Raw genomic sequence first — 7,535 nt, forward strand, 5'->3', positions numbered from 1 at the left:
GGGTTTAGGATAAAAGGTATTTAGTAAAGGGTTATTTTTTTAGCCAATTATTTTCAAAAGTACATTCTTTATAATCGTTACTTACTTTTATATAGTTTTTTTCGATTTTTTCAGCCATCCATTTTCCAATTTCTTGATATTGTTTATCAGAAAGTGCTAATTCTTTAATTTTGATGTAATCTGTACCGTAATCTGCTTTATGTTCTTCCGTTTTTTTATTTACTTTAAGTATTTTAAAAAACTTTGTTCCTTGTCTTTCTTGATCTAAAAGTACTTTAGACATTTCACCTTGAACCAAACCATTTATTTGATTATATAAAGCAGGATCTAATTTTGAAATTTCAAAACGAGGTTCTGAAGTACGCGGATTAAGTAAAAGTCCACCGTTGTTTTTAGTTTCTTTATCATCAGAAGAAGCTTTGGCAGCATCTTCAAACGTAATTTCACCTTTTTGAATTTTTTCGCGGATTCCATCAATTTTATCCGAAGCCTCTTTTACAGCTTTTGATGTTACTTTTGGACTCACTAAAATATGACGCAATTCTATATCTTGACCAATAATTTTTTCTACAAAAATAATATGAAAACCAAACTCTGTTTCAAAAGGTTCTGATATTTCTCCTTCATTCATACGAAAAGCGACATCTTTAAATTCCTTTACAAACTGTGTTTTTTTATTCATTTTATAATATCCACCGTTTGAGCTGGAACCCGGATCTTCAGAATAAATTACAGCTTTACTATAGAAACTACCGCCGTTATTAATTACATCGTTTCTAATTTCTTTTAATTTATCTATCGCTTTTTGCTTGTCTTCTTTAGAAATTACTGGTTTCACTACAATTTGAGACAATTCAATTTCTGCACCAATAGTTGGAATTTTATCGGCAGGAATTTTATTAAAAAATTGTTTTACTTCATCTGGTGTTACTGTGATTTCATCAACAATTTTACGTTGCATTTGCGACGTTAATTTATTTAATTTGATAATTTCGAAAAAATAACTTCTAAAGTCTTCTTCGTCTTTTTTCTTATAATATTCAAACAATTTCTCTTTAGAACCAATTTGTTCCACCATAGTATTCATTTGGCTATCCATAAAAGAATTTATTTCTTCATCAGTAACCACAATACTATCTTGTACTGCTTGATGCGCATATAATTTATCTTCAAGTTGTTTACCTAACAATTCGCAACGTGTGATTTTTTCAGTATCTACACCTTGCGTTTTTAATTCTAAAAGCATTAAATCTATATCAGAATCTAAAACTATGTAATTTCCTACAACGGCTGCAACACCGTCCACTTTTTGCTTTTTTTGTGCAAAAGTAATTGTTGAAAAAAGTAAAAAAGCAAACGCTAAAAGATTGGTTTTATTTGTGAATTTCGAAATCATTGTTTGTATTGGCATCATTGTTTATTTCTGTTTTTATAATTTTAATTGCTGTTTTACACTTTCAAACACAGCTGTATTGATATTTATTTTAAACTCTTTTTTCAACTCATCAACCCAAGTGGATTCCAAGTATTGTTGGTAATCGTTAATCACTTTACTTTTGCAGTCTTCAAGGGCTTTTGTTTCAGCAGGTTTGGTGCTTTTTACATGAACTACAAAACTATAATTTGCATCTTTATACGTGTTGTTTGCACCTACCGTTAGATTTGGAATTTTATCTAAAATATCATAATTTTTTTCAAATAAACCAGATTTCACCATAATGGCTACTTTATCATTTTTATTTAATTTCGATTTGATATATTCAATACTTTTCCCTTTTTGAAGCATTTTTTGAGCGGATTCAATTACGGTTTCATCTGTTGAAGATAAAATATCAACATCAAATCTTTCCTTCCAATTGTATTTAGATTTATTTAAATTATAGAAGTTTTGAAGTCCAATAGTATCTGTTTTTGATTTATCCCAGATTTCTTTTTCCATTAAATCAAACAATAGTAATCCATCTCTGTATTCGTCCATTACATTTTTGAAATCAATGAATTCGTTTTCTAAATTATCGGTATAATAGGCTATCAATTGCTCGCTTTTCCAAGATTCGAATAATTCTGAAACTAATTTCGTAACTGGTTTAGTCGAAAGTTTGTTTTTTTGTTGCGATTGAATATAGTTTGCAAAAGACAAAGTAGGCACTTTTTTGTTTTTATCTATTACAAGTACATCGTCCTTAATTGAAAGATCATCTTTTGGAAGCTCCCAAGTTTGACTATAAATGGCATCCGTAACCGTTTTTTCAATATTCTTATATTGCGTTTTGTTTACTTCTTGAGTATATTTAGATTTTAATTTACTAGCCAACGTATTCGTAATAATTATAGAACGCTCATCTCTTTTAATTTTATTTTCTAATTCAGATTTTGAATCAGCAAATGATTTTACTGGATGTTTCTCAATTAATTTTACAATATGCCATCCAAAACCCGATTCAAATGGTTGCGAAATATCTCCTTTATTTTCCAATGAAAACGCAACGCTTTCAAATGCTTCTGAGCTTAATTGTCCGGTACCAAAACGTTGCAAAACTCCGCCTTTAACAGCTGTAGATTTATCTTCAGAAAATTGACTTGCTAATGCTTCAAAGCTTTCACCTTGTTGTAACTTTTTCGAAATATCATCAATCGTTTGTTTTGCTTTTAACTTGGCTTCATCAGTGGCATCAGAAGGATTTAAAATCATAATATGTGCCACAGTAACTTCGCCTTTATTGTCTCTTTTATCAGTAACTTTAATTAAATGATATCCAAAACGTGTTCTAATTGGATTAGAAATTTGCCCTACAGCTGTTTTAAATGCAGCCGATTCAAAAGGATATACCATTCTAAAAGCAGAAAAATAGCCCAAATTACCTTTGTTATCTGCAACAGAAGGATCTTGAGAATTAGCCAATGCTACAGTTTCAAAACTTTCCCCTTTTTCAATTTGTTTTTTTAACGCAAGTGCTTTGTTGTAAAACGCCAATGTGTCTGCTCCTTTAACATTTTCATCAAAAGAAAGTAAAATATGCGATGCTTTTACTTCTTTTAAACTTCTATTATAGGCTTCTTCAATTAATTGATTGGTAACTTTTGAATCATTTAAATACGATTTAGAAAGTTGATTTCTGTACGAACTTAATTCGCTTTGATACTTTGAATTGTTTTGCAAACCTAATTTATAAGCCTTATTTACTTTTAATTTATATCCAATAAATAATTCTAAATATTGATTCAAATCTTTTTGCGAATCGTCTTTAACTAAATCTAAATTTTTAAGATATATTCTTTTAAATTCATCAATTTTATATTCATTAGAATCAATCGTAAAAAGCACATCTTTTTGTGTGTTTTGAGCTATTGAATGAAAGCTAATTGTTAAAAATATGACTAAAAAAAAGTGTTGAATTTTCATTTTTTTAAATTGGTTTTGTTTGCAATAAGCAAAAATAGGAAATGATTACAATTAAACAACTAATTGAAGATTTATTAACTAAATTTTTAGATATTTTAACCTAATTTATAAAGTTTTAATTCAAAAAAAATCTCAACTTAATAAATTGAGATTTTTTTTGTTTTATTATTTTCTGTTTTCCCTTGCTATTAAGGTATTTTTCAACAACATTGCAATGGTCATGGGGCCTACCCCACCAGGAACTGGTGTTATATATGATGCTTTTTTAGAAACATTTTCAAAATCAACATCACCTACAATTTTATATCCTTTTTCAGTTGTTTCATCCGCTACACGAGTAATACCTACGTCTATAACCACAACATCATCTTTTACCATTTCTGCTTTTAAATAGTTTGGCACTCCAAGTGCTGAAATGATAATATCAGCTTGTGAAGTAATTTGAGTGATATTTTTAGTATGTGTATGCGTAACAGTTACTGTTGAATTACCAGGAAACCCTTTTCTTCCCATTAAAATACTCATTGGACGACCCACAATATGACTTCTTCCAATAACTACCGTATGTTTTCCTTGCGTTTTAACATTATATCTTTCCAATAATTCTAAAATTCCAAATGGTGTAGCTGGTATAAACGTACTCATATCCAAAGCCATTTTTCCGAAATTTTCTGGATGAAAACCATCTACATCTTTTGATGGATGAATGGCCATAATTACTTCTTGAGTATCAATTTGTGGTGGTAATGGCAACTGGACAATAAAACCATCAATATTTGAATCTTCGTTTAATTCAGCAATTTTTTTAAGTAATTCTTTTTCCGAAGTCGTACTTGGCATTTTTATCAAAGTAGATTCAAAACCTACTCTTTCACACGCTTTAACTTTACTACCAACATACGTTAAACTTGCTCCATCATTTCCTACAATAATTGCAGCTAAATGAGGAACTTTTTCGCCATTTGCTTTCATTTTTGCTACTTCGGCAGCAATTTCTTCTTTAATTTCTTCTGAAACTTTTTTTCCGTCTAATAGTTGCATTGTAGTTGTTTTTATAGTTGAGAAGTTAAAAGTCTTAAAGTTCTAAAGACTTTCGACTTTTAAACTTTAAGACTTTCGACTTATTTATTTCATTCCAGGCATTGAAGGCATCCCTTTCATCCCGCCCATCATTTGCATCAGTTTTTTTCCGCCGCCGCCTTGCATCATTTTCATCATTTTACTCATTTGGTCGAATTGTTTCATTAACTGATTCACTTCTTCTATTTTTCTACCGGCACCTTTCGCAATTCTTGTTTTTCTTTTCACATCAATTATTGCTGGTTTGCTTCTTTCTTTGGGCGTCATCGACTGAATAATCGCTTCCACGTGTTTAAAAGCGTCATCTTCAATTTCTACATCTTTCAACGCTTTTCCAGCTCCAGGAATCATTCCGACAAGGTCTTTCATACTTCCCATTTTCTTAATTTGTTGTATTTGAGCTAAGAAATCATCGAAACCAAATTCGTTTTTAGCAATTTTTTTCTGAATTTTTCTAGCTTCCTCTTCGTTGTATTGTTCTTGCGCTCTTTCAACCAAAGAAACCACATCTCCCATTCCTAAAATTCGTTCCGCCATACGAGAAGGATAAAACACATCAATTGCGTCCATTTTTTCTCCTGTACCAATGAATTTTATAGGTTTATTAACTACCGATTTTATTGAAATTGCCGCACCGCCACGAGTATCACCATCTAATTTTGTAAGAATAACTCCATCAAAATTTAATCTGTCATTAAATGCTTTTGCTGTATTAACTGCGTCTTGACCCGTCATAGCATCTACTACAAATAACGTTTCGTGCGGTTGAATGGCTTTATGAACATTTGCAATTTCGTTCATCATTTCTTCATCAACGGCTAAACGACCAGCGGTATCAATAATTACAACATTAAAACCATTTGCTTTTGCGTGCTTAATTGCATTTTCGGCTATTGAAACAGCATTTTTATTTTCAGGTTCAGAATACACTTCCACACCTATTTGTTCTCCTACAACGTGCAACTGATTAATTGCCGCAGGACGATATATATCACAAGCTACTAAAAGTGGGTTTTTAGATTTTTTTGTTTTTAAAAAATTAGCTAATTTACCAGAGAAGGTCGTTTTACCAGAACCTTGTAAACCAGACATTAAAATAACGGTTGGGTTTCCAGATAAATTAACACCTGCAACATCTCCACCCATTAATTCGGTCAATTCATCTTTCACTAATTTTACCAATAACTGACCTGGCTGTAATGTAGTTAATACATTTTCTCCAATAGCTTTATCTTTAACTCGTGTAGTAAAATCTTTAGCAATTTTAAAGTTCACATCGGCATCTAATAATGCACGACGTACTTCTTTTAAAGTATCGGCTACGTTTACATCCGTAATTTTTCCGTGTCCTTTTAGTATATGGAAGGCTTTATCTAACTTATCGGTAAGATTATCAAACATAATAATTGAGCTTTTTTAATGAAATGCAAATATATGGTAAAGTTTTAAAAGTCGAAAGTGATAAAGTCGAAAGTTAAAAATTTGAAATAAAAAAACCGTTCTGAAAATTCGGAACGGTTTTTTTACTTATGTAAAACATATTATTTTTTAGAACAACATGATTTTTTTTCAGTTGAAGCACATGATTTTTTTTCAGCTGCTTTTTTATCTGAACAACAAGATTTTTCAGTTTTCTCTTTTTTCTTTTCTTTTTCTTTTTCTTTAAAGTTTACTACAGAAGCAGAAGAAACCATAAATGCCATTAAGGCAACAATTGACAATACTTTTTTCATAATATTTATTTTTATTTGTTATACTTATTAACTTATATATTTCAAAAGTAATAATTTTATACTACTTAAATGATAAATTTTTCTTAATTTTTTTCGAAGGTTAAATAATCTGTTCCGCCGTTACCTCCACTCACATCAATCAATTGAATTTTTGTATCTGTTCTGGAAACAATATCCCAGTCATCTGTTAAATCTACAAAATTAGCTGGTGTGGTAAAAGCAATATTAAAATCTAAATCGTTTAATGTGTCATCATTACTATTTGAATCTGTAACCGACCAAGTTCCTGATGTAGTTAATCCGTTTCCTACTGCTGTAAGCACATTATTTGAAGCAAATGTAAAATTATAACCTGTAAAATTAGCAGTTTCATTTACTCCTGAATCTACATAATTTGTAATACGCCAAGTACCTGAAACAACCGTATTAATAACTTGTGTTTGATTTATATTTGTTGGTGCATCATCATCATCGCTACACATAGATGCCACATTAAGGACGAATAAAAGTGCTAAAACTGAAATTATTTTAATTTTTTTCATAATCAAAGAAATTAACTAATTAATTTTAAAAATCAAATATATATTATTTTTTTAATTTTAATTCGCGAATTTCCAAAAAAACATAGAAAATTATTTTTTCTTAGGTTTATTTTCAAAAATGTTAAACAATAAGCCTGCCATTAAAGCTCCATATAAAGTACTATTTACAGGACTTGAAGTTATTTTACAAGTTCCTGATGCACATCCCACATAAAAATAATACAAATACCCTAAAATAGCACCTATAACAATACCAATAAATGTTAATTTGTATTTTTTAAACATTAGCTTTTTGTTTCACAATAGTAACAATTTCATTTTTAGAAACCACACCCGATTGTCTCCATAACATTTTCCCATTTTGAAACAACATCATAGTCGGCACTCCTTTTACTTGAAAATGAGCAGCAATTTCTTGGTTTTTATCTACATCAATTTTAATGATATTTACAGCATCTCCTAACTCTTCTTTTGATTCTATTAAAATTGGAGCTAAAGCTTGGCAAGGACCACACCAAGTAGCGAAAAAATCAATTAACACGGGTTTGTTTCCATTAATTAGTTCTTGAAATTTACTCATCTTCTCTGTTTTTAGTTGGAAAATTACAACCTCTGGGGCCACAACCTAAATTAAAAACCGCTTGAAACAAAAAGAAAACACCAAATGGAACAAATACCCATTGATTTTCCTCATATGCGGTGTAAAAACAAAATAAAGCAATCGCAATTCGGAAATAGCGCATAAAATGCCAATTGTTAAAGAATATATTTTTCATA

9 protein-coding genes are annotated in these 7,535 nt (G+C 30.1%); all 9 read right to left on the bottom strand.

Going from position 1 to position 7,535, the window contains the following annotated elements; translation table 11 throughout:
- Positions 1-31: 31 nt before the first annotated feature.
- Positions 32-1,414: a peptidylprolyl isomerase gene (locus ABWO04_RS03275; protein WP_353077274.1), complete on the bottom strand. Its 1,383-nt coding sequence runs from the start codon at positions 1,412-1,414 to the stop codon at positions 32-34.
- Between the two features lie 15 nt (positions 1,415-1,429).
- Entirely contained in the window at positions 1,430-3,403 is a 1,974-nt protein-coding gene (locus ABWO04_RS03280; protein WP_353077275.1) for a peptidylprolyl isomerase, read from the bottom strand.
- A gap of 165 nt (positions 3,404-3,568) precedes the next feature.
- Positions 3,569-4,444 (bottom strand): bifunctional 5,10-methylenetetrahydrofolate dehydrogenase/5,10-methenyltetrahydrofolate cyclohydrolase, encoded by an 876-nt coding sequence (locus tag ABWO04_RS03285; protein ID WP_353077277.1) that lies wholly within the window; start codon positions 4,442-4,444, stop codon positions 3,569-3,571.
- Between the two features lie 84 nt (positions 4,445-4,528).
- Positions 4,529-5,884: a signal recognition particle protein gene (gene ffh / locus ABWO04_RS03290; protein ID WP_353077279.1), complete on the bottom strand. Its 1,356-nt coding sequence runs from the start codon at positions 5,882-5,884 to the stop codon at positions 4,529-4,531.
- A 140-nt stretch (positions 5,885-6,024) separates the two neighbouring features.
- Positions 6,025-6,216 (bottom strand): hypothetical protein, encoded by a 192-nt coding sequence (locus ABWO04_RS03295; protein ID WP_291241052.1) that lies wholly within the window; start codon positions 6,214-6,216, stop codon positions 6,025-6,027.
- Between the two features lie 83 nt (positions 6,217-6,299).
- On the bottom strand, positions 6,300-6,758 hold the full coding sequence (locus ABWO04_RS03300) for a hypothetical protein (protein WP_353077281.1): 459 nt from the start codon (positions 6,756-6,758) through the stop codon (positions 6,300-6,302).
- A 90-nt stretch (positions 6,759-6,848) separates the two neighbouring features.
- Positions 6,849-7,043: a DUF6132 family protein gene (locus tag ABWO04_RS03305; protein WP_353077283.1), complete on the bottom strand. Its 195-nt coding sequence runs from the start codon at positions 7,041-7,043 to the stop codon at positions 6,849-6,851.
- On the bottom strand, positions 7,036-7,338 hold the full coding sequence (gene trxA, locus ABWO04_RS03310) for a thioredoxin (protein WP_353077284.1): 303 nt from the start codon (positions 7,336-7,338) through the stop codon (positions 7,036-7,038). Before trxA ends, ABWO04_RS03305 begins: the two co-directional genes overlap by 8 nt.
- Positions 7,331-7,535: hypothetical protein (locus tag ABWO04_RS03315; RefSeq protein WP_353077286.1), on the bottom strand; the 205-nt coding region annotated here is incomplete at its 5' end. The genes trxA and ABWO04_RS03315, both read right to left, overlap by 8 nt.

Source organism: Flavobacterium sp. (genome assembly GCF_040382755.1).
GTDB lineage: Bacteria > Bacteroidota > Bacteroidia > Flavobacteriales > Flavobacteriaceae > Flavobacterium.

What these genes read in the sequence shown, in the direction of transcription:
- ABWO04_RS03275 (WP_353077274.1), bottom strand. Translation starts at nt 1,414, where the DNA reads ATGATGCCAATACAAACAATGATTTCGAAATTCACAAATAAAACCAAT.
- ABWO04_RS03280 (WP_353077275.1), bottom strand. Translation starts at nt 3,403, where the DNA reads ATGAAAATTCAACACTTTTTTTTAGTCATATTTTTAACAATTAGCTTT.
- ABWO04_RS03285 (WP_353077277.1), bottom strand. Translation starts at nt 4,444, where the DNA reads ATGCAACTATTAGACGGAAAAAAAGTTTCAGAAGAAATTAAAGAAGAA.
- ffh (WP_353077279.1), bottom strand. Translation starts at nt 5,884, where the DNA reads ATGTTTGATAATCTTACCGATAAGTTAGATAAAGCCTTCCATATACTA.
- ABWO04_RS03295 (WP_291241052.1), bottom strand. Translation starts at nt 6,216, where the DNA reads ATGAAAAAAGTATTGTCAATTGTTGCCTTAATGGCATTTATGGTTTCT.
- ABWO04_RS03300 (WP_353077281.1), bottom strand. Translation starts at nt 6,758, where the DNA reads ATGAAAAAAATTAAAATAATTTCAGTTTTAGCACTTTTATTCGTCCTT.
- ABWO04_RS03305 (WP_353077283.1), bottom strand. Translation starts at nt 7,043, where the DNA reads ATGTTTAAAAAATACAAATTAACATTTATTGGTATTGTTATAGGTGCT.
- trxA (WP_353077284.1), bottom strand. Translation starts at nt 7,338, where the DNA reads ATGAGTAAATTTCAAGAACTAATTAATGGAAACAAACCCGTGTTAATT.